The 26,314-nt window shown below is 66.6% G+C and carries 22 protein-coding genes and 1 tRNA gene; all 23 read left to right on the top strand.

The window, feature by feature from the left end; all coding sequences use genetic code 11:
- Positions 1-134 precede the first annotated feature (134 nt).
- Positions 135-1,388: an NADH-quinone oxidoreductase subunit D gene (locus tag LQ771_RS08720; RefSeq protein WP_231351881.1), complete on the top strand. Its 1,254-nt coding sequence runs from the start codon at positions 135-137 to the stop codon at positions 1,386-1,388.
- Positions 1,389-1,410: 22 nt separating this feature from the next.
- Complete coding sequence (gene nuoE, locus LQ771_RS08715; protein ID WP_231349020.1) at positions 1,411-1,938, top strand: NADH-quinone oxidoreductase subunit NuoE; 528 nt, start codon at positions 1,411-1,413, stop codon at positions 1,936-1,938.
- 10 nt (positions 1,939-1,948) lie between these two features.
- Positions 1,949-3,259, top strand: coding sequence for an NADH-quinone oxidoreductase subunit NuoF (gene nuoF / locus LQ771_RS08710; protein WP_231349019.1), 1,311 nt, complete (start codon positions 1,949-1,951; stop codon positions 3,257-3,259).
- Positions 3,259-5,586, top strand: coding sequence for an NADH-quinone oxidoreductase subunit NuoG (gene nuoG / locus LQ771_RS08705; protein WP_231349018.1), 2,328 nt, complete (start codon positions 3,259-3,261; stop codon positions 5,584-5,586). Before nuoF ends, nuoG begins: the two co-directional genes overlap by 1 nt.
- Before the next feature lie 3 nt (positions 5,587-5,589).
- Positions 5,590-6,642, top strand: a complete 1,053-nt coding sequence (gene nuoH, locus LQ771_RS08700; protein WP_231349017.1) for an NADH-quinone oxidoreductase subunit NuoH — start codon at positions 5,590-5,592, stop codon at positions 6,640-6,642.
- Between the two features lie 8 nt (positions 6,643-6,650).
- Positions 6,651-7,142, top strand: a complete 492-nt coding sequence (gene nuoI / locus LQ771_RS08695; RefSeq protein WP_231349016.1) for an NADH-quinone oxidoreductase subunit NuoI — start codon at positions 6,651-6,653, stop codon at positions 7,140-7,142.
- 12 nt (positions 7,143-7,154) lie between these two features.
- Entirely contained in the window at positions 7,155-7,802 is a 648-nt protein-coding gene (locus tag LQ771_RS08690; RefSeq protein ID WP_231349015.1) for an NADH-quinone oxidoreductase subunit J, read from the top strand.
- Entirely contained in the window at positions 7,799-8,104 is a 306-nt protein-coding gene (gene nuoK / locus LQ771_RS08685) for an NADH-quinone oxidoreductase subunit NuoK (protein WP_091336603.1), read from the top strand. The genes LQ771_RS08690 and nuoK overlap by 4 nt, the downstream gene beginning before the upstream one ends.
- A gap of 4 nt (positions 8,105-8,108) precedes the next feature.
- Positions 8,109-10,205: an NADH-quinone oxidoreductase subunit L gene (gene nuoL, locus LQ771_RS08680; RefSeq protein WP_231349014.1), complete on the top strand. Its 2,097-nt coding sequence runs from the start codon at positions 8,109-8,111 to the stop codon at positions 10,203-10,205.
- 13 nt (positions 10,206-10,218) lie between these two features.
- The gene (locus tag LQ771_RS08675; protein WP_231349013.1) at positions 10,219-11,727 is read left to right on the top strand and encodes an NADH-quinone oxidoreductase subunit M; all 1,509 of its coding nucleotides are present in this window, start codon (positions 10,219-10,221) and stop codon (positions 11,725-11,727) included.
- A gap of 16 nt (positions 11,728-11,743) precedes the next feature.
- On the top strand, positions 11,744-13,183 hold the full coding sequence (gene nuoN / locus LQ771_RS08670; protein ID WP_231349012.1) for an NADH-quinone oxidoreductase subunit NuoN: 1,440 nt from the start codon (positions 11,744-11,746) through the stop codon (positions 13,181-13,183).
- 88 nt (positions 13,184-13,271) lie between these two features.
- A tRNA-Met gene (locus tag LQ771_RS08665) sits at positions 13,272-13,348 on the top strand.
- Positions 13,349-13,539: 191 nt separating this feature from the next.
- Positions 13,540-14,070: a ribosome maturation factor RimP gene (locus tag LQ771_RS08660; protein ID WP_231351880.1), complete on the top strand. Its 531-nt coding sequence runs from the start codon at positions 13,540-13,542 to the stop codon at positions 14,068-14,070.
- 100 nt (positions 14,071-14,170) lie between these two features.
- The gene (gene nusA, locus LQ771_RS08655) at positions 14,171-15,670 is read left to right on the top strand and encodes a transcription termination factor NusA (protein WP_231349011.1); all 1,500 of its coding nucleotides are present in this window, start codon (positions 14,171-14,173) and stop codon (positions 15,668-15,670) included.
- A 132-nt stretch (positions 15,671-15,802) separates the two neighbouring features.
- Positions 15,803-18,553 carry a translation initiation factor IF-2 gene (gene infB, locus LQ771_RS08650; RefSeq protein ID WP_231349010.1) on the top strand — a complete coding sequence of 917 codons (2,751 nt, stop codon included), beginning with the start codon at positions 15,803-15,805 and terminating at the stop codon, positions 18,551-18,553.
- A gap of 119 nt (positions 18,554-18,672) precedes the next feature.
- Positions 18,673-19,053 (top strand): 30S ribosome-binding factor RbfA, encoded by a 381-nt coding sequence (gene rbfA, locus LQ771_RS08645; RefSeq protein ID WP_231349009.1) that lies wholly within the window; start codon positions 18,673-18,675, stop codon positions 19,051-19,053.
- Positions 19,034-19,978, top strand: a complete 945-nt coding sequence (gene truB / locus LQ771_RS08640; RefSeq protein WP_231349008.1) for a tRNA pseudouridine(55) synthase TruB — start codon at positions 19,034-19,036, stop codon at positions 19,976-19,978. Before rbfA ends, truB begins: the two co-directional genes overlap by 20 nt.
- A gap of 215 nt (positions 19,979-20,193) precedes the next feature.
- A complete protein-coding gene (rpsO, locus tag LQ771_RS08635; RefSeq protein ID WP_231349007.1) occupies positions 20,194-20,463 on the top strand; it encodes a 30S ribosomal protein S15 in 270 nt (89 codons plus the stop codon).
- A gap of 18 nt (positions 20,464-20,481) precedes the next feature.
- Complete coding sequence (pnp, locus tag LQ771_RS08630) at positions 20,482-22,587, top strand: polyribonucleotide nucleotidyltransferase (protein ID WP_231349006.1); 2,106 nt, start codon at positions 20,482-20,484, stop codon at positions 22,585-22,587.
- 220 nt (positions 22,588-22,807) lie between these two features.
- The gene (locus tag LQ771_RS08625; RefSeq protein ID WP_231349005.1) at positions 22,808-23,668 is read left to right on the top strand and encodes a poly(R)-hydroxyalkanoic acid synthase subunit PhaE; all 861 of its coding nucleotides are present in this window, start codon (positions 22,808-22,810) and stop codon (positions 23,666-23,668) included.
- An 8-nt stretch (positions 23,669-23,676) separates the two neighbouring features.
- Positions 23,677-24,747, top strand: coding sequence for a class III poly(R)-hydroxyalkanoic acid synthase subunit PhaC (gene phaC, locus LQ771_RS08620; protein ID WP_231349004.1), 1,071 nt, complete (start codon positions 23,677-23,679; stop codon positions 24,745-24,747).
- 73 nt (positions 24,748-24,820) lie between these two features.
- On the top strand, positions 24,821-25,849 hold the full coding sequence (mtnA, locus tag LQ771_RS08615) for an S-methyl-5-thioribose-1-phosphate isomerase (RefSeq protein WP_231349003.1): 1,029 nt from the start codon (positions 24,821-24,823) through the stop codon (positions 25,847-25,849).
- Positions 25,846-26,256: a GtrA family protein gene (locus LQ771_RS08610; RefSeq protein WP_231349002.1), complete on the top strand. Its 411-nt coding sequence runs from the start codon at positions 25,846-25,848 to the stop codon at positions 26,254-26,256. The genes mtnA and LQ771_RS08610 overlap by 4 nt, the downstream gene beginning before the upstream one ends.
- The last annotated feature ends 58 nt before the right edge of the window (positions 26,257-26,314 follow it).

Below are 26,314 nucleotides of genomic sequence, written 5' to 3'. Positions count from 1 at the left end.
TCGCGGCGGCCTTGCGCGCCACGCGACGTTGCTCGTCGGCGCCATAGCTCGAGCTATGGCTTCTCCTCGCGCCTAGCCTGGCGCGCAAATCCACTCGCGATTTCTCGCTGAAATCCGTCAGTCGAGACATGACCATGCAAGAAATCCGCAACTACACGATGAACTTCGGTCCGCAGCATCCGGCCGCGCACGGCGTGCTGCGCCTGGTGCTGGAGATGGACGGCGAGACCGTGGTGCGCGCCGACCCGCACGTGGGCCTGCTCCACCGGGGCACGGAGAAGCTGGCCGAGTCCAAGCCGTTCAATCAGTCGATCGGCTACATGGATCGCCTGGACTACGTGTCGATGATGTGCAACGAGCACGCTTACGTGCGCGCGATCGAGACCCTGCTGGGGATCGAGGCGCCCGAGCGCGCGCAGTACATCCGCACGATGTTCGACGAGATCACCCGCATCCTGAACCACCTGATGTGGATCGGCTCCAACGCCCTCGACCTGGGCGCGATGGCGGTGTTCCTGTACGCGTTCCGCGAGCGCGAGGAACTGATGGACGTCTACGAGGCGGTCTCGGGCGCGCGCATGCACGCGACCTACTACCGCCCGGGCGGCGTCTACCGCGACCTGCCGGACCGCATGCCGCAGTACAAGGAATCGCCCTGGCACAAGGGTGCCGACCTCAAGCGCATCAACTCGGCGCGCGAAGGTTCGATGCTGGACTTCATCGAGGAGTTCACCCGCATCTTCCCCAGCCGCGTGGACGAGTACGAGGACCTGCTCACCACCAACCGCATCTGGAAGCAGCGCACCGTCGGCATCGGCGTGATCAGTCCCGAGATGGCCAAGGCCTGGGGCATGACCGGCGCGATGATCCGCGGCTCGGGGGTGGAGTGGGACCTGCGCAAGAAGCAGCCCTACGCCAAGTACGCCGAGATGGATTTCGACATCCCGGTCGGCGTCAACGGCGACTGCTACGACCGCTACCTGGTGCGCGTGGAAGAGATGCGCCAGTCCAACCGCATCATCAAGCAGTGCGTGGACTGGCTGCGCGCCAATCCCGGTCCGGTAATGGTGCAGAACTTCAAGGTGGCGCCGCCTTCGCGTGCCCACATGAAAGAGAGCATGGAAGCGCTCATCCATCACTTCAAGCTGTTCACCGAAGGGTACGGCGTGCCGGCCGGCGAGACCTACTGCGCAGTCGAGGCGCCCAAGGGCGAGTTCGGCTGCTACCTGGTCTCGGACGGCGCCAACAAGCCCTTCCGCGTGCACCTGCGCGCGCCCGGCTTCGCCCACCTCTCGTCGATGGACGCCACCGTCAGCGGCCACATGCTGGCCGACGTGGTGGCGATGATCGGAACCTACGATCTCGTGTTCGGCGAAGTCGACCGCTAAGCCGGCACCACGGAGATTCCCCATGAAGGCCACCAACAACTACGAGCAGGTCAAGCATGTCGATCCGCTCGTCGTGCTCAGCGATCACACCCGCCACCACATCGACGAATGGATCGCCAAGTTCCCGCCGGACCGCAAGCGCTCGGCGCTGATCCAGGGGCTGTTTGCCGCGCAGGAGCAGAACCAGGGCTTCCTCACCGACGAGCTGATCACCGCGGTGACCAAGTACCTCGAACTGCCCGCGATCTGGGGTTACGAGGTGGCGAGCTTCTATTCGATGCTCGAAACCAAGCCGGTCGGCCGCAACAACGTCGCCATCTGTACCAACATCTCGTGCTGGCTCAACGGCGCCGAAGGGTTGGTGCGCCACTGCGAGAACAAGCTCGGCATCAAGCTGGGCGAGAGCACGCAGGACGGCCGCGTTTACCTCAAGAGGGAAGAGGAATGCATCGCCGCCTGCGTGTACGCGCCGGCGATGACGGTCAACGGCCACTATCACGAGCGGCTCACGCCCGAGAAGCTCGACGAAATCCTCGACGGTCTGGAATGAGGCACAGCTAATGGCAGTCGGTTCCGCACCCCAGGCGCACCAGGTCGTCTACACCACGCTGCACTTCGACACGCCGTGGTCGATGGAAAGCTACGAGAAGGTCGACGGATACAAGGCGTGGCGCAAGATCCTCGCCGAGAAGCCGGATCCGGCCACGCTCATCGAAGAGGTCAAGAAGTCCAGCCTGCGCGGCCGTGGCGGCGCGGGCTTCCCGACCGGCCTGAAGTGGTCCTTCATGCCCAAGGGCACGATGCAGAAGTACATCCTGTGCAACTCGGACGAGTCCGAGCCGGGCACGGCCAAGGACCGCGACATCCTGCGCTACAACCCGCACGCGGTGATCGAGGGCCTGGCGATCGCCTGCTACTGCACCGGCTCGACGGTGGCCTACAACTACCTGCGCGGCGAGTTCCACCACGAGCCGTTCGAGCACTTCGAGGCGGCGCTGAAGGAAGCCTATGCAGCGGGGCTGCTCGGCAAGGACATCGGCGGCAGCGGCATCGACGTGGACATCTACGCCGCGCTCGGCGCGGGCGCCTACATCTGCGGCGAGGAAACCGCGTTGATGGAGTCGCTCGAAGGCAAGAAGGGCCTGCCGCGCTTCAAGCCGCCGTTCCCGGCCAACTTCGGCCTGTACGGCAAGCCGACCACGATCAACAACACCGAGACCTATGCGTCGGTGCCGGCGATCCTGCGCAACGGCGCCGACTGGTTCCTGAACCTCGGCAAGCCCAACAACGGCGGCCCGAAGATCTTCTCGGTCTCGGGCCACGTCAACAGTCCGGGCAACTTCGAGATCCGTCTGGGCACGCCGTTCAAGGACCTGCTGGCGATGGCCGGCGGCGTGCGCAACGGCCACCAGCTGAAGGCGGTGATCCCGGGCGGTTCCTCGATGAAGGTGCTGCCCGCGGCGACCATCCTCGAGTGCACGATGGACTACGACAGCCTGCAGAAGGCGGGCTCGGGCCTGGGTTCGGGTGCGGTCATCGTGATGGACGAGACCACCTGCATGGTGCGCGCCTGCCACCGCATCTCGCGCTTCTACCGCTACGAGTCCTGCGGCCAGTGCACGCCCTGCCGCGAAGGCACCGGCTGGATGCACCGCGTGCTCACGCGCATCGTCGAAGGCAAGGGCACGCTCGATGACCTGCATCGCCTCAAGGCGGTCGCCGGCCAGATCGAGGGCCATACCATCTGCGCCTTCGGCGAGGCCGCCGCCTGGCCGGTGCAGGGCTTCCTGCACCATTTCTGGAACGAATTCGAATATTTCGTCGAGCACGGCCGCTCGATGACCGACGACAAGCTTGGAGTTGCCGCCTGATGAGTGCGCAGCCGACCCCCACCGCCCCCGATCTCGTCAATATCGAGGTCGACGGCAAGTCCGTGCAGATCCGCAAGGGCGCCATGATCATCGAGGCGACCGATGCCGTGGGCATCTCGCTTCCGCGCTTCTGCTACCACCGCAAGCTCCCGGTCGCCGCCAACTGCCGCATGTGCATGGTGGAAGTGGAGATGGGCGGCCGGATGATGCCCAAGCCGCAGCCTGCCTGCGCCACACCGGTGGCCGAGGGCATGAAGGTGCTGACGCGCTCGGACAAGGCGCTCAGGTTCCAGAAGGACGTGATGGAGTTCCTGCTGATCAACCATCCGCTGGACTGCCCGATCTGCGACCAGGGCGGCGAATGCGAGCTGCAGGACCTGGCGCTGGGTTATGGCCGCAGCGTGTCGCGCTTCACCGAACGCAAGCGCACCATCTCCGACGAGAACATCGGTCCCCTCGTCGCCACCGAGATGACCCGCTGCATCCATTGCACCCGCTGCGTGCGCTTCACCAGCGAGATCGCAGGCACTTTCGAACTGGGCGCCATGTATCGCGGCGAGGACCGGCAGATCGGTACCTACATCGGCAAGACGGTGGAGACGGAGCTGTCCGGCAACATCATCGACGTCTGCCCGGTCGGCGCGCTGACCGACAAGCCGTTCCAGTTCAAGGCGCGTGCCTGGGAGCTGATTGCACGGCCGTCGATCGGCTACCACGACGCACTGGGCTCCAACCTCTGGCTGCATACCCGCCGGGGCGAAGTGCTGCGCGTGGTGCCGCGGGACAACGAGGCGGTCAACGAGTGCTGGCTGTCCGACCGCGACCGCTACAGCCGCGAGGGCCTGTACGCGGCCGACCGCCTGCACGGTCCGCAGATCAAGCGGAACGGCCAGTGGCAGCAGGCCAGCTGGGAAGAGGCGCTGGCCGCCGCTGCCGAGGCGCTGAAGTCGGTGCCGGGCAGCGAGCTGGGCATCCTGGCCTCGCCCGCCACCACCAACGAGGAAGGTGACCTGCTGCTGCGCCTGGCGCGCGGTCTGGGCAGCGCGCACATCGACCATCGCCTGCGCCAGCTCGACCTGTCCGACCGCCCGGTCGTGGAGCGTTTCGAGGTGCCGGTGGCCGAGGTGGCCGAGGTCAAGGCGGCGCTGCTGGTCGGGTCCAACCTGCGCCACGAGATCCCGCTGCTCAACCATCGCCTGCATCAGGCGGTCAAGCGCGGTGCGAAGGTCTATGCGGTCAACCCGGCTCGCTTCGAATTCAACTATGCGCTGGCTGGCGAGGCCATCGTGTCGCCTGCGGCACTGGTTGACGCGCTGCTGGCGCTGGCCAAGGCCGCGGTTGCCCATGGTGCCTCGGCACCGGCCGCGCTGGCCGACGCCATCAACGGCGCCCACAGCGACGAGGGCGACCACGACGCGATCGCCGCACTCAAGGGCGGCAAGGCCGTGGTGATCCTGGGCGAGGCGGCTGCCACGCATCCGCAGGCGTCCTGGCTGCGGGCCGTTGCGCGCTTCATTGCGCAGGCGACCGGCGCCGGCTACGACGAACTCCCGATCGGCGCCAATGCGCTGGGCCTGGGGCAGGGCGGCGTGCTGCCGGGCAACGGCGGCCTGGATGCGCAGGCGATGCTCGCCCAGCCGCGCAAGGCCTATGTGCTGTACGGCGCGGAGCCGCCCTACGACTTCGCCGACGGTGCCGCGGCGCTCAAGGCGCTGGGCGGCGCGAAGGTGGTGGCCTTCAACGCCTACGCCGGCGCTGCGTTGCGCGAAGTGGCCGACGTGATCCTGCCGATCGCGCTGCTGCCGGAGACCGACGGCACGCTGGTGAACGTCGATGGCCTGGCACAGGGCGTAGTCGCCGGTGCCAAGGCGCCGGGCGAGACGCGTGCCGGCTGGAAGGTGCTGCGTGCACTCGGCGGCATGCTGCAGCTGGCCGGCTTCGAGTTCGATGATCTGGCGGGCCTGCGCGAGGGCATCGCGACGCGCCCGCAGCCGGCGCATGGCGCCGCGCTGGCACCGCGTCAGGGCGTGGCCGGCGGCCTGGTCCGTCTGGCTACCTGGCCGATCTACCGCAGCGACGCGGTACTGCGTCGGGCCAAAGCGCTCAACGCGCACCCGATCAACCGGCCGGCCGCCGTGCGCATGAATGCCAGCGATGCCATGCATCACGGCCTCGCCGCCGGGGTGCAGGTGCGGGTGGCCGACGCGCTGCTGCCGGTCGCGATCGACGCCGCCGTACCCGACGGCGCGGTGTGGATCGAAGCGGCGCACGACCTGACCGCCACGCTGCCGCCTTACGGCGCGGCCATCACCCTGAGCAAGGCGTAACCCATGGGCGAACAACTCCTCAACGAGCTGGTCTGGCCGGTCGTCTACATCCTGTGCATCGCGGTGCCGCTGATCCTGGCGGTGGCCATGTTCGTGTACTGGGAGCGCAAGGTCATCGGCTGGATGCACGTGCGCATGGGACCGAACAAGGTCGGCCCCTGGGGCCTGCTGCAGGCCTTCGCGGACGTGGTCAAGCTGCTGATCAAGGAAGTGATCCTTCCCTCCAGCGCCAACCGCTTCCTCTACTACCTCGCCCCACTGCTGGCGCTGGTACCGGCCTTCGCCGCCTGGGCAGTGGTGCCCTTCAGCGACAGGATGGTGCTCGCCAACGTCAACGCCGGCTTGTTGTACCTGCTGGCTATGACCTCGCTGGGCGTGTACGGCATCATCCTGGCCGGCTGGGCGTCCAACTCGCGCTACGCCTTGCTGGGCGCCATGCGTTCGGCCGCGCAGGTGATTTCCTATGAGCTGGCCATGGGCCTCTCGCTGGTCTGCGTGCTGGTGCTGGCCGGTTCGCTCAACCTGACCGACATCGTGCACGCGCAGGCCGGCGGCAAGGGATTGTTCGACTGGTTCTGGCTGCCGTTGCTGCCGGTGTTCATCGTGTACTTCATCTCCGGCGTGGCCGAGACCAACCGCGCGCCGTTCGACGTGGCCGAAGGCGAGTCCGAGATCGTCGCCGGCTTCCATGTGGAGTATTCGGGCTCGGCGTTCGCGATCTTCTTCCTGGCCGAGTACGCCAACATGATCCTGGTGAGCTTCCTCGCCTCGATCTTCTTCCTGGGCGGGTGGCTGAGCCCGCTGCAGGGCTGGATCACTGCCGACGTCTCGCCCTGGGTCAACTGGATCTGGACCGGCGGCTTCGTCTGGTTGCTGATCAAGGCCTTCCTGATGTCGTTCCTGTTCCTGTGGTTCCGCGCCACCTTCCCGCGTTACCGCTACGACCAGATCATGCGGCTGGGCTGGAAGGTGTTCATCCCCATCACGATCGTGTGGGTCCTCGTGGCCGGCTGCATGAAGTACTTCGGCTTAGTTCTTGCCGGCACGGGGGCATAAGGCAACTCATGAACCGCATTACCGAATACTTCAAGAGCCTGCTGCTCATCGAGCTGTTCAAGGGCATGGGCCTGACCCTGGGTTACATGTTCAAACCCAAGTACACCGTGCGCTTTCCGATGGAGCACATCCCGCGCTCGAACCGCTTCCGCGGCCTGCACGCGCTGCGCCGCTACGCCAACGGCGAGGAGCGCTGCATTGCCTGCAAGCTGTGCGAGGCGGTGTGCCCGGCGCTGGCTATCACCATCGACTCGGCGCCGCGCGAGGGCGACGGCCAGCGTCGCACCACGCGTTACGACATCGACCTGTTCAAGTGCATTTTCTGCGGCTTCTGCGAGGAAAGCTGCCCGGTGGACTCGATCGTCGAGACCTCGGTGATGGAGTACCACTTCGAGCAGCGTGGCCAGAACGTGGTGACCAAGGCGCAGTTGCTCGCCATCGGCGACCGCTTCGAGCCGGAGATCGCCGCGGCCCGCGCGCAGGACGCGGCGTACCGCTAAAGGGCCACCGACATGATCGATACCAATCTGTTCCAACTGATCTGCTTCTACGGCTTCGCGGCCGTCACCGTGGGCGCCGCTCTGGCGGTGATCAGCCTGAAGAACTCGGTGCACGCGGTGCTTTCGCTGGTGCTGGCGTTCTTCAGCACCGCCTGCATCTGGCTGCTGGCGGAGGCCGAGTTCCTCGCCATCGCGCTGATCGTGGTCTACGTGGGCGCGGTGATGGTGCTGTTCCTGTTCGTCGTCATGATGCTGGACATCAAGATGGAGCAGGTTCGCGAAGGCTTCATCCGCTACCTGCCGGTCGGCATCGTCGTGGCGCTGGTCATGCTCGCGGAGATGCTGGCCCTGATCGGCGTGCGCGCCATGCACGCGCGCGTGATGGGCGTCGACCCGGCGGCTGCCGCGGGCCTGTCCAACACCGCATGGCTGGGTGGGGCGCTCTACACCCAGTACCTGCTGCCGTTCGAGATCGCCGCGCTGATCCTTACCGTGGGCGTGGTGGTGGCGGTGGCGCTGACCTTGCGCCAGCGCGGCGACAAGAAGCACGAGTCCGCCAGCGAGCAGGTGCGCGTGAATCCGCGCGACCGCATCCGCGTGGTCAAGATGGCGCCCTCACGCCCGGATGAACCGACCGCCTCGCAGGAGCCGCTGCAATGATCACCCTGTCGCATTTCATCGTGCTGGGCGCGGTGCTGTTCTGCATCGCGGTGGCCGGCCTGTTCATCAACCGCAAGAACGTGATCGTGCTGCTGATGGCGATCGAGCTGATGCTGCTTGCGGTGAACATGAACTTCGTGGCGTTCTCGCGCTTCCTGGGCGACGTGTCCGGGCAGGTGTTCGTGTTCTTCATTCTCACCGTCGCGGCGGCCGAGTCCGCGATCGGCCTGGCGATCCTGGTGCTGCTGTTCCGCAACCGCAGCACGGTCAACGTCGCCGAAATCGACTCGATGAAGGGCTGAGCCGATGCAACTTTCCACGAACATCCTGCTGATCATCGCGCTGGCACCGCTCGCCGGCTGCCTGCTGGCCGGTTTCCTCGGCAAGCAGATCGGCCGCGCCGGTGCGCACAGCGTGACCATCCTCGGCCTGCTGCTCTCGTGCGCGTTGTCGTTCTACGTGCTCTACCAGATCACCGCCGGCGGTGCGCCGGCTTACAACCAGGACATCTACACCTGGTTCGAGATCGGCCGCCTGCACGTCAGCGTCGGCTTCCTGGTCGACCGCCTGACCGCCATGATGATGGTGGTGGTGACCTTCGTGTCGCTGCTGGTGCACGTCTACACCATCGGCTACATGGCCGACGACCCCGGTTACCAGCGCTTCTTCAGCTACATCTCGCTGTTCACCTTCGCGATGCTGATGCTCGTGATGAGCAACAACTTCATGCAGCTGTTCTTCGGCTGGGAAGGCGTGGGCCTGGTGTCGTACCTGCTGATCGGCTTCTGGTACAAGCGCCCGACCGCGATTTTCGCCAACCTCAAGGCGTTCCTGGTCAACCGCGTGGGCGACTTCGGCTTCCTGCTCGGTATTGCCGCGGTGCTGTATTTCCTGGGCACGCTGGACTACGCCACCGCCTTCGCCGGTGCACCCAGCCTGATCGGCAAGTCGCTGGCGCTGACGGCGGACGCCCACTGGGACGCGGCCACGGTGATCTGCGTGCTGCTGTTCGTGGGCGCCATGGGCAAGTCGGCCCAGGTGCCGCTGCACGTGTGGCTGCCCGACTCGATGGAAGGCCCGACGCCGATCTCCGCGCTGATCCATGCGGCGACGATGGTGACCGCGGGCATCTTCATGGTCGCGCGCATGTCGCCGTTCTTCGAACTCTCGGAAGGTGCGCTGAGCTTCGTGATGGTGATCGGCGCCACCGGCGCGCTGTTCACCGGCCTGATCGGCATCGTGCAGAACGACATCAAGCGCGTGGTGGCCTATTCGACGCTGTCGCAGCTGGGCTACATGACCGTGGCGCTGGGTGTGTCGGCCTATGCCGGCGCGGTGTTCCACCTGATGACCCACGCGTTCTTCAAGGCGCTGCTGTTCCTGGGCGCAGGTTCGGTGATCATCGCCATGCACCACGAGCAGGACATGCGCTACATGGGCGGCCTGCGCAAGTACATGCCGATCACCTGGATCACCATGTGGATCGGCTCCCTCGCGCTGGTGGCGATCCCGTTCACCTCGGGCTTCTACTCGAAGGACGCCATCATCGAGGCGGTCGGCGAGTCGCATCGCTGGGGTTCGGGCTACGCCTATGTCTGCGTGCTGGTCGGCGCATTCGTCACGGCGCTGTACACCTTCCGCCAGATGTACCTGACCTTCCACGGCAAGGAGCGGTTCGTGGTGGTGGGCCATCATGGCCACGCGCATGCCGTCCACCATGACGCGCACGGACACGATGCTCACGCTGACGAGCACCACGCGCGCTCGGACGACCCGCACCACGGCCACAAGCCGGGCGAGCTGGAACACGCACCGCACGAATCGCCCTGGGTGGTGACGCTGCCGCTGATCCTGCTGGCGATCCCGTCGCTGCTGGTCGGCTTCTTCACGATCGGGCCGATGTTGTTCGGCGACTGGTTCGGCCAGGCGATCCACGTGGAAGAAGCGAACAACGTGCTGGCCGAGCTGGGCCGCGAGTTCCATGGTCCTGCAGCGATGGCCCTGCACGGTCTGTTGAGCTGGCCGTTCGCGCTGGTGGTGCTCGCCTTCGTGATCACCACCTATATCTACCTGTTCAACCCGGCCATGGCCGGCAGGATCAAGAACGCGCTCAAGCCGCTGTGGACCGTGCTGGATCGCAAGTACTGGGTCGACGACGTGTACTTCGCGGTCTTCGCCCGCGGCGGCGTGAAGCTGGGCCGGCTGTTCTGGAAGGCCGGCGATGCGGCGGTGATCGACGGCGCGCTGGTCAACGGCTCGGCGGGCCTTGTGCAGCGCATCGCCGCCGGCGTGCGCCGTCTGCAGTCCGGCTATCTCTACCACTACGCCTTCGCGATGATTCTCGGCCTGATCCTGCTGCTGGGCGGGTTCTGGGTCTTCGGGTCCGGGCAGATCGGGCAATAAGGAAGCACGCTCCATGTTCAATCACTTGCTCAGCCTGCTGATCTGGCTTCCCATCGTCGGCGCGATTCCGGTGCTGCTGGCCGGCTCCGGCCGACCGGGCCTGGCCCGCTGGATCTCGCTGCTGGTGGCGGTGCTGACCTTCGTGGCCAGCCTGTTCCTGCTGCCGGCCTACAACGCCGCCGACGGCGCCATGCAACTGACCGAGAGCCACGTCTGGATCGCCTCGCTCGGCGTGCACTACGGCCTGGCCGTGGACGGCATCTCGGTTGCGCTGATCCTGCTCACCACTTTCGTCACGATCCTGGTGATCATGGGCGCCTGGGAGGTGATCCAGGACAAGCCGCACCAGTACATGGCCGCCATGCTGGTGCTCGAGGGCCTGATGATCGGCGTGTTCTGCGCCACCGACGCCTTGCTGTTCTACGTGTTCTTCGAGGCGATGCTGATCCCGATGTTCATCCTGATCGGCATCTGGGGTGGCCCGCGGCGCGTCTACGCCACCTTGAAGTTCTTCATCTACACGTTCCTCGGTTCGATCTTCATGCTGATCGGGCTGATCTACCTGTACCTCAAGGCCGGCACCTTCGACCTGCACGCGCTGGCGATGCTGCCGCTGACGATGAAGGAGCAGACCTGGCTGTTCTTCGCCTTCCTGATCGCGTTCGCGGTCAAGGTGCCGATGGTGCCGGTGCACACCTGGTTGCCGGATGCCCACGTGGAAGCGCCGACAGGCGGCTCGGTGGTGCTGGCGGCGGTGATGCTGAAGATCGGCGGATACGGTTTCCTGCGCTTCTCGCTGCCGATCGTGCCGGACGCGTCCGAGCACTTCGCCTGGCTGATCATCGTGCTCAGCCTGATCGCCGTGGTCTATATCGGTTATGTCGCGCTCGTGCAGGACGACATGAAGAAGCTGGTGGCGTACTCGTCCGTCGCGCACATGGGCTTCGTCACCTTGGGCATCTTCATCGCCTTCATGCTGGTGCGCGATGCCAACAACCTTGATGCGGCCAAGCTCGGCATGCAGGGCGCGATGGTGCAGATGATCTCGCACGGCTTCGTCTCGGGCGCGATGTTCTCCTGCATCGGCGTGATGTACGACCGGCTGCACACGCGCCAGATCAAGGACTACGGCGGCCTGATCAACGTCATGCCGTGGTTCGGGTTCTTCTATGTGCTGTTCGCCATGGCCAACTCCGGCCTCCCGGGCACCAGCGGCTTCGTCGGCGAGTTCATGGTGGTGCTGGCCAGCTTCAGCGCCAACCCGTGGATCGCGCTGTTCGCCGCCTTCACCCTGATCATCGGCGCGGCCTACACGCTGTGGATGGTCAAGCGCGTGCTGTGGGGCGACATCACCAACCCGCACGTGCGCGAGATGAAGGAAATCAACGGGCGCGAGACGTTCGTACTGGGTGCCTTCGCCCTCGCCGTGCTGGCACTTGGCATCTGGCCGCAGCCGCTGGTCCACCTGATGGATGCGTCGGTGTCCCAGCTGGTGCAGCAGCTCGCCGTTCACAAGATCTAAGCGGAATCACACGCTAATGCCGAATCTCAACGACATCATGATCATGCTGCCGGAGTTCTATCTGGTGGCGGCGGCGTGCCTCCTGTTGCTGCTGGACGCCTGGATGAAGCCGGAGCAGCGCAACATCCTGCACTGGGTTTCGATCCTGGTGGTGCTGGTGGGCATCTACCTGGTGGTGGCCGGCCAGCCGGACGTCGCGGTGACCGCCTTCGGTGGCATGTTCGTCCGCGATGCGGCGGCGGAGATACTCAAGGTCTTCGCGTTGCTGTGTACCGCGCTGATCTTCGTGTTCTCGCGCCCGTACATGCAGGACCGCAAGCTGTTCCAGGGCGAGTTCTACACGCTGATGATCTTCGCCACCATCGGCGCCATGCTGCTGGTTTCGGCCGGCAACCTGGTGATGGTCTACCTGGGGCTGGAGTTGCTCACGCTGTGCTCATACGGCCTGGTCGCATTGAACCGCGACTCGCGACTCTCCTCCGAGGCGGCGATCAAGTACTTCGTGCTGGGCGCGCTGTCATCGGGCATGCTGCTGTACGGCATGTCGATGGTCTACGGCGCCACCGGTACGCTGGCGCTGGTGCAGCTGCACGGCGCGGTGGTGCAGGCGGGCATGTCCAACCTGATGGTGTTCGGCCTGATCTTCATGATCGTGGGCATCAGCTTCAAGCTGGGCGTGGCGCCGTTCCACATGTGGATCCCGGACGTCTACCAGGGGGCGCCCACCTCGGTGACCACCTTCGTCGCCTCGACTTCCAAGATCGCCGCCTTCGGCATGGCCTACCGCCTGCTCGAGTCGGGCATGGGCGGGCTGGCGGGGCAGTGGCAACTGATGCTGGCCGTGCTGGCGGTGGTCTCGCTGGCAATCGGCAACCTGGTCGCCATCGTGCAGACCAACCTGAAGCGCCTGCTGGCCTACTCGACCATCTCGCACATGGGCTTCCTGCTGCTGGGCCTGGTCAATGCAGGTCCCGAGGGCTACGCGGCGGCGATGTTCTATGCCATCTGCTATGCGCTGATGAGCACCGCGGCCTTCGGCGTGATCCTGGCGCTCGCGCGCGCCGGCTTCGAGTGCGAGGAGATCGACGACTTCAAGGGCCTCAACCAGCGCTCGCCGTGGATGGCCTTCCTGATGATGCTGGCGATGTTCTCGCTGGCCGGCGTGCCGCCGCTGTTCGGCTTCTTCGCCAAGCTCCTGGTGCTGCAGGCGGCCATTGACGCCGGCATGCTGTGGCTTGCGATCGTGGGCGCGGTGTTCGCGATCATCGGCCTCTACTACTACCTGCGGGTGGTCAAGGTGATGTACTTCGACAAGCCCGCTGAAGGCTTGGAAGTGCGTCCGCAGGCGGATGGCTTCCTGCGCACCGTGCTCTCGCTCAATGCGCTGGTACTCTTGGCACTGGGCCTTTACTGGGGTCCGCTGCTGGGCTGGTGCCGCGCCGCGTTCGCGGGCTGAACCCGCGGAACCTCGAAAACGGCACGCATGACGGGTGCCAAAAAGCTTGCAAGAAATCGGCCATGCCGCTATAGTTTGCGGACTCTGATGCGGGGTGGAGCAGTCTGGCAGCTCGTCGGGCTCATAACCCGAAGGTCGCAGGTTCGAATCCTGCCCCCGCTACCAGATCTTTCTTAGAACAAGAAAGCCTCCTCGTGAGGCTTTTTTGTTGGGCGCAAGGATGCGTCGCAGTGCTCGGGACGCTAAGGTGTCCGATGCGCTGCCGGAAAGAGCCTGGACGAGTCGGCACATCGTCGGGGTAGGGGAATGGGCCGCATGTGCCCATTTTTTGTTTCTGGAGTATGCAAACGACGACTATGGATACGCAGGCACTGGCACAACGCTTCACCGAGGTTCTGGCCGATCTGGGCCTGGAATGCCTCGGCGTGGAGTTCTCCCCGTCGCAGGGGCAGAGTACCCTGCGCGTCTACCTGGACGTGCTCGACCACGCCGAGGGCCGCGAAGTCACGCTGGACGATTGCGAGGCGGCCAGCCGCGAACTGTCGGCGATGCTGGACGTGGAGGATCCGATCCCGGGCCACTACGTGCTCGAGGTTTCCTCGCCGGGCATCGACCGGCCGCTGTTCACGGCCGGGCAGTTTGCGCGGGTCGCGGGCCAGGAAGTGAAGGTGCTCCTCAAGGCGCCGATCGAGGGCCGTCGCCGCCTGCGCGGCAGGCTGGTCGCGGTGGATGGCGACAGGCTGACCTTCGAGGCCGAGGGCAAGACATTCGAATTCGATCACGACGCCGTCGAGAGCGCGCGCGTGGTGCCGGACTGGGCAGCGCTTGGCTACGTGCCGCAGCCCAAGCCGGGTGGCAGGAAACCCGCAAAGAAGACCGGCGAATAAGCACCAGCGAAGCCGGAAGAAATATGAGAGTGCGGCCATGGAAGGCCGCTTCTTGATCCTCGCGTCCATGGATGGACGCACAAATACCGAGGTTGCTGCAATGAGCAAAGAACTGTTGCTGGTCGTCGATGCGGTCGCCAATGAAAAGGGCGTGCCGCGCGAGGTGATCTTCGAGGCGATGGAGGCCGCGCTGGCCTCCGCCGCCAAGAAGCGCTATCCGGAGGAAGATCCGGACATCCGCGTTGCGATCGACCGTCAGAGCGGCGACTACGAGACGTTCCGGCGCTGGGAAGTCATCGCCGACGACGGCGAAATGGAATCCCCCTTCCACCAGCTGCGTCTGATGGACGCGGTGGACGAGAAGGCGGATTCGCAGGTTGGCGACTTCATCGAGCAGCAGATCGAAAACGCCGAGTTCGGCCGGATTGCCGCGCAGGCCGCCAAGCAGGTGATCGTGCAGCGCGTGCGCGAGGCCGAGCGCCAGCAGGTGGTCGACGCCTACAAGGACCGCGTGGGCGAGCTGATCACCGGCATCGTCAAGCGCGTCGAGCGCGGCAACGTGTATCTGGACCTGGGCGGCAACGCCGAGGCCTTCATTCCGCGTGACAGGACGATTCCGCGCGAGTCGGCCCGCGTCGGCGACCGCGTGCGCGGTTACCTCTACGAGGTGCGTTCGGAGGTTCGCGGGCCGCAGCTGTTCGTCTCGCGCGCCGCGCCGGAATTCATGATCGAGCTGTTCAAGCTCGAGGTGCCGGAGGTCGGCCAGGGCCTGGTCGAGATCAAGGGCTGTGCCCGTGATCCGGGCGACCGCGCCAAGATCGCCGTGATCGCCCATGACAACCGCACCGATCCCATCGGCGCCTGCATCGGCATGCGCGGCTCGCGCGTGCAGGCGGTGTCGAACGAGCTCAACGGCGAGCGCGTGGACATCATCCTGTGGCACGAGAACCAGGCGCAGTTCGTGATCAACGCGATGGCGCCGGCCGAAGTGCAGTCCATCATCATGGACGAGGAGAAGCACTCGATGGACATCGCGGTGGCCGAGGACAAGCTGTCCCAGGCCATCGGCCGCGGTGGCCAGAACGTGCGCCTGGCCAGCAAGCTCACCGGTTGGCAGCTCAACGTGATGACCCAGGACCAGGTCACCGCCAAGAGCGAGGCCGAGCAGCAGGCCGCGCGCCAGCTGTTCATGGACAAGCTGGAAGTCGACGAGGAGATCGCCAATATCCTGGTGCAGGAAGGCTTCTCCAGCGTCGAGGAAATCGCCTATGTGCCGAGCGCCGAGCTGCTGGCGGTCGAAGGTTTCGACGAGGACATCGTCGAGGAACTTCGCGCCCGCGCCCGCGACGCGCTGCTCACCGAGGCGCTGGCGGTGGAAGAAGGCATCGCCGAGCCGACCGAGGAACTGCTCGGCCTGCCCGGGATGGACGAGACCACCGCCTATGCGTTGGCTGCACGTGAAATCAGTACGGTGGACGACTTGGCCGACCTCGCGGTCGACGACCTGATCGACATCGAAGGCATGGACGAGGAGCGCGCTGCCGCGTTGATCATGGCGGCGCGCGCGCCCATGATCGAGCGACTGGAGAAGGGCGGCTAACCGCGGACGGCGGCGCCTTTGGAAGGGCGCGCCGAGGAAGGCTCCCAGCGGAGCCTTCCACCAGGGATGGAGGTGGACGTGCAGGCGGTGCCGCACGGACGGTGAGCGCGGGAACGGCGGAGAAAGAACACGATGTCGGATGTAACGATCAAACAACTCGCCCAGGTGCTGGGCATGCCGGTAACCAAGCTGCTCGGGCAGCTGGGCGAGGCTGGCATGAATTTCTCCGATCCGGAGCAGGTCATCAGCAGCACCGAGAAGGTGAAGCTGCTGGGCTTCCTGCGCCGCACGCACGGCAAGAGCGAGGCCACCGCCGAGGTGGAGGACAGCTCGCCGCGCCAGATCACCCTCAAGCGCCGCAAGGTGAGCGAGCTCAAGGTTGCCGCGCCCGGCGGGCGCGGTGCCGCCAGCAGCGCCAAGACGGTCAACGTGGAAGTGCGCGCCAAGCGCACCTACGTCAAGCGCAGCGTGATCGCCGAGGAAGCCAGCAACGAGCCCGAGCGCGAGGAAGCCGCGCGCAAGCTGGCCGAGTCGCAACAGCAGCGCGAGCACGAGGAGCGCGAGCGCCTGGAGGCCGAACAGCGCCGCCAGGACGAAGCCCTTCGCGCGCAGGAAGAACAGCAGCGCCAGGCGGCCGAGGCCACTCGTCTGGCCGCCGAGCAGGCCGCCGCCAGCGCGCCGAGCGAGCCGGCGCAGGAGCCGGTGGCTGAAGTCGAGGCCCCCGCGGCCGACACGGCCAAGGCCGCCGCACCCGCCCCGGCGTCGGCGCCTTCTGGCGGTGTCACCGACCACAGCACGTTCGGCATGATCGTGCCGCGTATCCACGAGCCGCGGAAGCGCGAGAAGAAGGTCGTCGTCGCTCCCGCGCCGGCGCCCGCACCGGCACCGGCGCCCGCCGCCCCGGCCGAGAACCGCGGGGCCAAGGCGCGTTATGGCCGCGACCGCGACGAAGGTCCCGGTGGCAAGCGCTTTGCCGGCGGCGAGCTTCACCTGTCCGATGCCGATCGCGCGCGCCGTTCCAGCAAGCGTGGCAAGCCCGGCAAGGGCGGTCGCGACATGGTCCGCGGCGGCGCAGGTACTTCCTCCGGTCCCCATGGCTTCTCGCGTCCCACCGCGCCGGTCGTGCGCGAGGTGGCGGTCGGTGAGGCGAACGTGGTCGCCGACCTGGCGCAGAAGATGGCGGTCAAGGGTTCGGAGGTGGTCAAGGCGCTCTTCAAGATGGGCGTGATGGCCACCATCAACCAGACCATCGACCGCGATACCGCGACGCTGGTGGTCGAGGAACTGGGCCACACGCCGGTCGAAGCGAGCGAGAACAACGCCGAGGCTGCACTGGCCGCGCACACGCAGAACGCCGAGCTCGAAGGCGAGAGGTCGGCACGTCCGCCGGTGGTCACCATCATGGGCCACGTCGACCACGGCAAGACCTCGCTGCTGGACTACATCCGCCGCACCAAGGTCGCGGCGGGCGAGGCCGGCGGCATCACGCAGCACATCGGCGCGTACCACGTGGAAACGCCCAAGGGCGTGATCACCTTCCTCGACACCCCGGGCCACGCCGCGTTCACCGCGATGCGCGCCCGCGGCGCGCAGTCCACCGACATCGTGGTGCTGGTGGTCGCCGCCGACGACGGCGTGATGCCGCAGACGGCCGAGGCCGTGCAGCATGCGCGCGCCGCCAAGGTGCCGCTGATCGTGGCGCTCAACAAGATGGACAAGTCCGACGCCAACCCGGACCACGTCAAACAGGGCCTGGGCAACCTGGAAGTGATTCCCGAAGAGTGGGGTGGCGATACCCCGTTCGTGCCCGTCTCGGCCAAGACCGGCATGGGCATCGACGAGCTGCTCGACGCGGTGTCGGTGCAGGCCGAGGTCATGGAACTGACGGCCGTGCATGACGGCCCGGCGTCCGGCGTCGTGATCGAATCGAGCCTGGACAAGGGGCGCGGTCCCGTTGCCACCGTGCTGGTGCAGCAGGGCACGTTGAAGCGCGGCGACTTCGTGGTCTGCGGCGTGGAGTACGGCCGCATGCGCGCGCTGGTCGACGAGAACGGCAAGACCGTGCAGGAGGCCGGTCCGTCGATCCCGGTACAGGTGCTGGGTCTTTCCGGCGTGCCGGAAGCGGGCGACGACTTCGTGGTGGTGGCCGACGAGCGCCTGGCGCGCGAAGTGGCCGCCGAGCGCCAGCAGAAGCGCCGCGAGACGCGCATGGTCAGCAAGGCCAACCGCCTCGAGGACATCATGGCGCAGATGGGCCAGGGCGCCGAGCAGCAGACGCTCAACATCCTGGTCAAGGCCGACGTGCAGGGTTCGGTGCAGGCCTTGCGCGACTCGCTGAGCCAGATCGGCAACGAGAACGTGAAGGTCAACGTGATTGCCGCCGGGGTCGGTGGCATCACCGAGTCCGACGCGACGCTCGCGGCCGCATCGAAGGCGCTGGTCATCGGCTTCAACGTCCGCGCCGACGCCTCGGCGCGCAAGGTGATCGACACCGCTGGCCTGGATGTCCGCTACTTCTCGATCATCTATGACGTCATCGACCAGGTGAAGCAGGCCGCATCCGGTCTGCTGGGCATGGAAGTGCGCGAGGAGATCATCGGCGTGGCGCAGGTGCGCGAGGTGTTCCGCAGCTCCAAGTTCGGCGCGGTGGCCGGCTGCATGGTCACCGAGGGCACGGTCAAGCGGAACAAGCCGATCCGCGTGCTGCGCGACAACACGGTGATCTTCCAGGGCGAGCTGGAATCGCTGCGCCGCTTCAAGGAACTGGTCGACGAAGTGCGCAACGGCATGGAGTGCGGTATCGCCGTGAAGCAGTACAACGACGTCAAGGTCGGCGACCAGATCGAGTGCTTCGAGCGCATCGAAGTGGCAAGGACGCTGTAAGCATCCCGGGAACAGGGAATGGTCAATGGGGGATCGTCGAGACGATTCCCCGCGACCTCCCGGTTCCCGCGCGGGCTCTTCCGATTCCCGATTCCCCATTCACGATTACCGGCCTTTCAATGCCCTCACGCGACTTCAAACGCACCGACCGCGTAGGCGCCGAGCTCCGCCGCGAGCTGGGCCTGCTGGTGCACGCCGCCGTGCGCGACCACGCGCTGCCTTCGGTCAGCGTGTCCGACGTGGAGGTCACCCGCGACCTGGACTGGGCCACCGTATGGGTGACCGCGCTGCAGCCGGAGCGTGCCACCGAAGCGGTCAAGGCACTCAACGAACTGGCGATCGAGTTCCGTCGCACGCTTTCGCGCAGCATGCGCCTGCGGCGGGTCCCGGAAATGCGCTTCAAGTACGACGACTCGGTCGACAAGAGCGAGCGGATCGAGCGCCTGCTGCGCGATTCCGGCGATATCCAGCCCACTACCGATGGCGAAAGCGAGTCGTAACCTCCGCGGCATCCGCCTGGGCCTGCGCGACCTGCACGGCATCCTGCTGCTCGACAAGCCGCTGGGCATGAGCTCGAACCAGGCTCTGCAGGCCGCACGGCGGTTGCTGCGCGCCGCCAAGGGCGGGCACACGGGAGCGCTCGATCCGCTGGCTACCGGCCTGCTGCCGCTGTGTTTCGGCGAGGGCACCAAGATCGCCGGCATGCTGCTGGGCTCGCGCAAGGCGTATCTGGCGGAGTGCCGGCTGGGGATCACCACCACCACGGCGGACCTGGAGGGCGAGGTGGTCGAGCAGCGGGCCGTTCCGGCGCTGGACGACGCTGCCATCGAGCAGGCGCTTGCCTCGTTGCGCGGGCGCATCATGCAGGTCCCGCCGGCGTATTCGGCTCTCAAGCAGGGCGGCGAGCCGCTGTACGTGAAAGCCCGCCGTGGCGAATCCGTGGACGTACCGCCGCGCGAGGTGGAAATCCACCGCCTGGAGCTGATGGCGCACGAAGGCGACCGGCTGCAGCTCATGGTCGAATGCGGCTCCGGCACCTACATCCGCAGCCTGGCGGTGGACCTTGGCGAGCGGCTCGGTTGCGGGGCGCACCTGACCGCGTTGCGGCGGTTGTGGGTCGAGCCGTTCCGCGAGCCGGCCATGGTTACGCTCGCGGAACTGGAACAGGCCGCCGGGCAGGGCGAGGCCGCCGCGGAGGCATTGCTGCTGCCGCTGGCGGCCGGCCTGGCGGACCTGCCGGCGCTGGCGCTTGACGAGCAGCAGGCGTGCGCCGTAACCCGGGGGCAACAGATCCCCTGGCCTGGCAGCCCGGAGCAGGGGCGCAGTGCGGCCTTCGATCCGGATGGTCGCCTGCTGGCGCTGGTGGAGCCGGACCCGGCCGGCCGTATCCGCGTCTTGCGCGGGTTCAACCTGCCCGGTCCATGAAGCCCCCGGTCCAGCCCATCGTCCGCGGGCGCGCCGGAGTCGAGCCCGACGGCGCAAATGGCGCCATTTGGCGCTCTTGTTGCAGGCCGCCCGCCCTCGCTACAATAGCGAGCTTGTTCCAGAGCCCTACTTTCAACCGGCGGAGCTTGTGCAACCTCATCGGAAGGTGACGTTGCACAAGTTCCGCATCCGCATTTTCGAAGGAAGAGATACACATGTCCCTTACCGCAGAACAGACCGGCAAGATCATTGCTGAGTACGGCCGCGTGCCGAACGACACCGGCTCGCCGGAAGTCCAGGTGGCCCTGCTGTCCGCCCGCATCGACCACTTGACCAACCACTTCAAGGACCACAAGCAGGACCACCATTCGCGTCGTGGCCTGCTCAAGCTGGTCAACCAGCGCAAGCGCCTCCTTGGCTACCTCAAGGACCGCGACCTGGCTCGGTATCAGAGCCTCATCGAACGTCTCGGCCTCCGCCGTTAATCCTCGAGGAGACCCAACGTGGCGAAAGTAACCAAGTCATTCCAGTACGGTAATCACGAAGTCACACTGGAGACGGGCGAAATCGCCCGCCAGGCGTCCGGTGCGGTCATGGTCAGCATGGGCGGCACGGTCGTGCTCGTCACTGCGGTGGCCGCGGCCAAGCCGCGCGAGGGGCAGGACTTCTTCCCGCTCACCGTCGACTACGTCGAGAAGTTCTACTCGGCCGGCCGCATCCCGGGCGGCTTCTTCAAGCGCGAAGGCCGTCCGACTGAGAAGGAGACGCTCACCTCGCGCCTGATCGATCGACCGGTGCGCCCGCTGTTTCCGGACGACTACAAGAACGAAGTGCAGGTCATCGCACAGGTCGTTTCGCTGAATCCGGAAGTCGACGGCGACATCGTCGCGATGCTCGGCGCCTCCGCGGCGCTGTCGCTCGCGGGCATCCCGTTCAAGGGCCCGATCGGCGCCGCCCGCGTCGGCTACGTCAACGGCCAGTACGTGCTGAACCCGTCGGCCACCGAGCTGAAGACCTCCGATCTCGACCTGGTCGTCGCCGGTACCGCCGGCGCGGTGCTGATGGTCGAGTCCGAGGCCAAACTGCTGTCCGAGGACGTGATGCTCGGCGCGGTGATGTTCGGCCACAAGCAGATGCAGGTCGCCATCAACACCATCGCCGAGCTCGCCACCGAAGCGGCCAGGCCCTCCTCGAGCTGGCAGGCGCCGGCGCGCAACGAGTCGCTGGTCGCCGCCCTCAAGGGTGCCGTCGGCAACAAGCTGGAAGAAGCCTTCCAGGTGCGCGACAAGCTCCAGCGCCGCGACGCGATCGCCGCGATCAAGGCTGACGTCCTGGAGTCGCTCAAGGGGCAGGCCGAGGCGAATGCCTGGTCGACCGCCGAGCTTGCCAAGGAGTTCGGCGAACTCGAGTACCACACCATGCGCGACAGCGTGCTCAAGACCCGCGTGCGCATCGACGGCCGCCAGCTCGACGACATCCGCCCGATCAGCGTGCGCGTCGGCGTGCTGCCGCGCACCCACGGCTCGGCGCTGTTCACCCGCGGCGAGACGCAGGCGCTGGTCGTGGCCACGCTGGGCACCACCCGCGACGCGCAGATCATCGACGCCCCGGAAGGCGAGTCGAAGGATCCGTTCCTGTTCCACTACAACTTCCCGCCGTTCTCGGTGGGCGAGGCCGGCCGCTTCGGCGCGCCGAAGCGTCGCGAGATCGGCCATGGCCGCCTCGCCAAGCGCGGCGTGCAGGCGGTCAAGCCTTCGATCGAGGAATTCCCGTACGTGCTGCGCGTGGTCTCGGAGATCACCGAGTCGAACGGTTCGTCCTCGATGGCCTCGGTGTGCGGTTCCTCGCTGGCCATGATGGACGCCGGCGTGCCGCTGAAGGCGCCGGTGGCGGGCATCGCCATGGGCCTGGTCAAGGAAGGCGAGCAGTTCGTGGTGCTCTCCGACATCCTGGGCGACGAGGACCACCTCGGCGACATGGACTTCAAGGTGGCCGGTAGCGCCGACGGCATCTCCGCGCTGCAGATGGACATCAAGATCGACGGCATCACCGAAGAGATCATGAAGGTGGCGCTGGAGCAGGCCAAGCGTGGTCGCCTGCACATCCTGGGCGAGATGGCCAAGGTGATCAGCACGCCGCGCTCGGAAATGAGCGAGTACGCCCCGCGCCTGCTCACCATCAAGATCCACCCGGACAAGATCCGCGAGGTCATCGGCAAGGGCGGCGCCACCATCCGCTCGATCACCGAAGAGACCGGCACCACGATCGACATCAGCGACGATGGCACCGTGATCATCGCCTCGGTCAACCGCCTGGCGGCCGACGAGGCCAGGAAGCGCATCGAGCAGATCGTCTCCGACGTCGAGCCGGGCCGCATCTACGAGGGCAAGGTCGCCAAGCTGATGGACTTCGGCGCGTTCGTGACCATCATGCCGGGCAAGGACGGCCTGGTGCACGTCTCGCAGATTTCCTCCGAGCGCGTGGAGAAGGTCTCCGACAAGCTCAAGGAAGGCGACATCGTGAAGGTCAAGGTGCTGGAAGTGGACAAGCAGGGCCGCATCCGCCTGTCCATGAAGGCCGTGGCCGAGGACGAGGCCGCCAACGGCTGATCGCGCCCGATCCGGCGAAATGAAAGAAGCGGGCCTGCGGGCCCGCTTTTTTTTTTCGTGAGCACCCGTAGGAGCCCACTTGTGGGCGATACGCTCCGACGATGCCCCGAGCATCGCACGCAAGCGGACTCCTCCAAGCCGCCCCCGGGGCTACAGATCCCAAGGCCAGCGCCACATCGTTTTGCTACGATCCTCACGATCCCCCCCGCAAGGCACGCCCGTGACCGCGCAGAACCCCGTCGCCGACTTCGAAGCCCTGGGCCGCCAGGTATGGGACGCCTGGAGCCGCCAGTGGTCCGGGGTCCCCGCCGCACCCGCCGCGCCTGCCGCGATCCCCGGCATGGATGGCCTGAAGGGCTACCTCGACTGGATGCAGCAGGCGGCCGCAGCCATGGCCGGGCAGGGTGCTGCGCAGGTGCCGCCGTCGGCCAACCCGTTCGCCGGCTGGGCCATGCCCGGCATGGGATCGCCGCCGGCCGGCCTGGACACCTTGCGTGCGCTGCTCGACACCCCCGCCGTTGGCTACACCCGTGAACAGCAGGCCCAGCAGCAGGCGTTCCTGCGTGCGCTGCTCGACCACCAGCATGCCAGCGCGCGCTATCAGGAGTTGCTCGCCCGCGCCCAGGCCCAGGGCGCCGAGCGGATGCGGCGCAAGCTGGCCGAGCCCGGCTTCCAGCCCGATTCGCTCAAGGCCATGTACGACCTCTGGGTCGACGCGGTGGAAGAGGCCTATGCGGAGATCGCGCTGTCGGACGAATTCCGCGAAGCCTACGCCGCACAGGGCAACACGCAGATGCAGGTGCGCAAGTTGCAGCACCAGCAGGTGGAACAGTGGTGTCGCGAGGTCGGCCTGCCCACGCGCAGCGAAGTCGCGACGCTCGGCCAACGCGTGCAGGAACTTCGCCGGGAGCTGCGCCGCATGCAGGCTGCCACCCCGGGAGCTGCCCACAGTACGGCCGTAAAGACGCCCCGGAGTCCGGCTTCCGCCAAGCGCGCTGCGGCCGCCCCGCGGGTGACGACCCCCAAGGCCCGTCCTGCATCGAAGGCCGCCACCCCCCGCACGCCACGCAAGCCGCGCTGAGACCATCCATGCCGACGCCAGGACCGCTGGATCCCACCCGGATCCTCGAAGAGATCACCACCTTCCAGCGCAGGCTTGCCGCGGGCGCGGCCAGCCTGCGTGGCGCGGCCGAGCCGGCCTATGCCGACACCCCGCGCGAGCTGGTCTATCGGGAGGACAAGCTCACGCTCTGGCGCATGCGCGGCGAGAGTCGGCCGACATCGAAGACGCCATTGCTGATCGTCTACGCCCTGGTCAACACGGTCTGGATGACCGACCTGCAGAGCGACCGCTCGCTGGTGCGCAACCTGCTCGCACAGGGCGAGGACGTCTACCTGGTCGACTGGGGCTACCCGGACGGCGCCGATCGCTGGCTGACCCTGGAGGACTACATCGAGGGCTACCTCGACCGCTGCGTCGATGCCGTGCGTGCCCAGGCAGGCATCGAGGCCATCGACCTGCTCGGCATCTGCCAGGGCGGCGCCTTCTCGCTGTGCTACGCGGCCCTGCACCCGGCCAAGGTGCGCAACCTCATCACCATGGTCACGCCGGTGGACTACCACACGCCGGACAACATGCTCTCGCACTGGGCGCGCGACATCGACGTGGACCTGTTCGTCGACACCCTGGGCAACGTCCCGGCCGCGTTGATGAACTGGGTCTACCTGACGCTCAAGCCGGTGCGACTGCTTCAGCAGAAGTACGTGAACCTGGTCGACATCCTGGACAACCCGCGCGAGCTGGAGAACTTCCTGCGCATGGAGCGCTGGATCTTCGACTCACCCGACCAGGCCGGCGAAGCATTCCGCGAGTTCGTCAAGGAGTTCTTCCAGGCCAACAAGCTGGTCAAGGGCGGCCTCGCGATCGGTGGCAAGCCGGTGGACCTGGCCCTGGTTACTCATCCGGTCCTGAACATATATGCCGAGCAGGACCACCTGGTTCCGCCCGATGCCTCGCGTGCGCTCGGCCACCATATCGGCAGTGACGACTACACCGAGCTCGCCTTCAAGGGCGGGCACATCGGCATCTACGTATCCGGCCGCGCGCAGCGCGAGGTACCGCCGGCCATTCATCGCTGGCTGCGCGAACACGACGCCTGACGCCAGCGCTCCCGCGGGGAGGCGGCGATGCGCATGCTAGGCTTTTCCGCCTTCCTCGCTTCGCACGCCGATCATGAACACCTCCACGCAATCCCTCCGCGAGCACGACACCATCCGCGCCGTGCAGTGGCGCGGCGACCGCCTGTGCCTGCTCGACCAGCGCCTGCTGCCGGCCGAGGAGCGCTGGATCGAATGCCGTGACGCCGGCCAGGTGACCCAGGCAATCCGCGACCTGGCCGTGCGCGGGGCTCCCGCCATCGGCATCGCCGCCGCCTGGGGCGTGGTGCTGGCGGCGCAGCAGGGCGCGCCGCTGGACGAGGCCCTGGCCACGCTCCGCGCTGCGCGCCCGACCGCGGTCAACCTGATGTGGGCACTGGATCGCATGAAGGCACGCATCGCTGCCGGCATGGATGCCGCCGAGCTGGAACGCGAAGCGAAGAGCATCCAGGATGAGGACCTGGCCGCCAACCGCCACATGGGCGAGCTGGGCGCGGCGCTGATTGCGCCGGGCTCGGGCGTGCTCACCCATTGCAACACCGGCTCGCTGGCCACCGCCGGCTATGGAACCGCGCTGGGCGTGATCCGCGCGGGCGTCACAAGCGGGCGCATCGACGAGGTGTTCGCGGGCGAAACGCGCCCCTGGCAGCAGGGGGCGCGCCTGACCATGTACGAACTGGTGCGAGACAATATCCCCGCGCACCTGATCGCCGACTCCGCAGCGGCCCACCTGATGCGTTCGGGCAAGGTGCAGTGGGTGATCGTCGGCGCCGACCGCATTGCCGCCAACGGCGACACCGCCAACAAGATCGGCACCTACCAGCTCGCCATCGCCGCGCGCCACCACGGGGTGAAGTTCATGGTGGTTGCGCCGTCCTCGACGGTCGACATGGCCACGCCCGACGGCGAGGCCATCGAGATCGAACTGCGCCACGCTGACGAACTGCTCGCCACCGGCGGGCGCCGCACGGTGGTCGAGGGCGCACAGGCCTGGAACCCGGTGTTCGACGTCACGCCCGCGGCGCTGATCGATGCGATCGTCACCGAGCGCGGGGTGATCGAGCACCCCGACACGATGGCCATGCAGGCGATGTTCGGCCGATGAGGCTGCGCCATGAGGCCGGCCTGTTCGCCATCGGCGGCATGCTCGGCCTGGTGGTGGACGCCGCCACCGTGCAGGCGCTGGTCGGCTGGGGCGACTGGAATCCATACCTGGCGCGCGTGCTTTCCTTTTTGCTGGCCGCCACGATGACCTGGGCCTGGAATCGCCGGCACACCTTCGCCCACCGGGCGAGCGGTTGCTCACCGGCGGCCGAGTGGCTGCACTGGATGGCGCTGATGGGCCTCGGCGCATGCGTGAACTACGCCGTCTACGCGGCCCTGCTGCTGTCCTTCGAGCAACTCATGCGCTGGCCGGCGCTGGCTGCCGCGGCAGGATCGGCGGCGGCCGCGCTGGTCAATTTTTCGACAGCGCGGGGCGTGCTTTTCCGACAGCCAAAAACCGATCTTTAAGTGGCTGATTTCAAAGGTGAAAATAAGGGTCTTCCCGACGCATTCGTGATACAATTTC

This window comes from Frateuria soli (assembly GCF_021117385.1).
In the GTDB taxonomy this organism is placed as follows: Bacteria; Pseudomonadota; Gammaproteobacteria; order Xanthomonadales; family Rhodanobacteraceae; genus Frateuria_A; species Frateuria_A soli.
The sequence above is the reverse complement of the archived record's forward strand: the minus strand, read 5'-3'. Positions and strand labels throughout refer to the sequence as shown.